General features: G+C 70.8%; 2 protein-coding genes. Both read left to right on the top strand.

Features of this window, described 5'->3' with window-relative positions; genetic code table 11:
* The coding region (locus tag ACFV4N_RS44015; protein ID WP_499678650.1) for a Fur family transcriptional regulator at positions 1-279 on the top strand (279 nt) is incomplete at its 5' end.
* Positions 280-1,058: peroxidase family protein (locus tag ACFV4N_RS44010; RefSeq protein ID WP_499678649.1), on the top strand; the 779-nt coding region annotated here is incomplete at its 3' end.

The raw sequence follows: 1,058 nt of genomic DNA, 5'->3' as shown, positions 1-1,058 counted from the left end.
CTGCGAGTGCTGACCGAGACCGGTCTGGTGCGGCGCATCCAGCCCGCCGGCGCGACCGCCCGCTACGAGTCGCGCGTGGGGGACAACCACCACCACGTCGTGTGCCGCTCCTGCGGGACCATCGCGGACGTCGACTGCGCCGTCGGTCACAGCCCCTGCCTCACCGCCTCGGACGACCGCGGGTACGCGGTCGACGAGGCGGAGGTCGTCTTCTGGGGCACCTGCCCCGACTGCGCGACCGAGCACACCGCCAACGATTCGTCCCCCGGAAGGAAGTAGATGAGCGACCCCAGGCCAACGCCCACCTCCAGCGCTCAGGGCGTGGACCAGAAGGCCGCGGCCGGCTGCCCCGTCGCGCACGACTCCGTGACCGCGCACGGCAGCGAGAGCGAGAACCCGGCGATCGACTCGCCGACCCCGAAGACCGGCGGTCGTCCCCGCACGAACCGCGACTGGTGGCCCAACCAGCTCGACCTGTCGGTGCTGCACGCCCACTCGTCGAAGAGCAACCCGCTGGGGGAGGGCTTCGACTACGCCAAGGAGTTCGCCAAGCTCGACGTCGAGGCCCTCAAGCGCGACATCACCGAGGTCCTGACCACCTCGCAGGACTGGTGGCCGGCCGACTTCGGCCACTACGGCGGCCTCATGATCCGCATGAGCTGGCACGCCGCGGGCACCTACCGCACCCACGACGGTCGCGGCGGCGCCGGTGACGGCGGTCAGCGCTTCGCCCCGCTCAACAGCTGGCCCGAAAACGCCAACCTCGACAAGGCGCGCAGGCTGCTGTGGCCGGTCAAGCAGAAGTACGGCCAGAAGATCTCGTGGGCCGACCTGCTCGTGCTCGCGGGCAACGTCGCCCTGGAGTCCATGGGCTTCAAGACGTTCGGCTTCGGCTTCGGCCGCGAGGACGTCTGGGAGCCCGAGGAGATCTTCTGGGGCCCGGAGGACGCCTGGCTGGGCGACGAGCGCTACGTCAGCGAGAGCGAGATGGCGCCGGAGGTCGGCGCGACCGAGATGGGCCTCATCTACGTCAACCCCGAGGGCCCGCGCGGCAACGC

Source organism: Actinosynnema sp. NPDC059797 (genome assembly GCF_042732085.1).
GTDB lineage: Bacteria > Actinomycetota > Actinomycetes > Mycobacteriales > Pseudonocardiaceae > Actinosynnema.
Note: the sequence above shows the minus strand (reverse complement) of the source record. Positions and strands in the feature narration are given on the sequence as shown.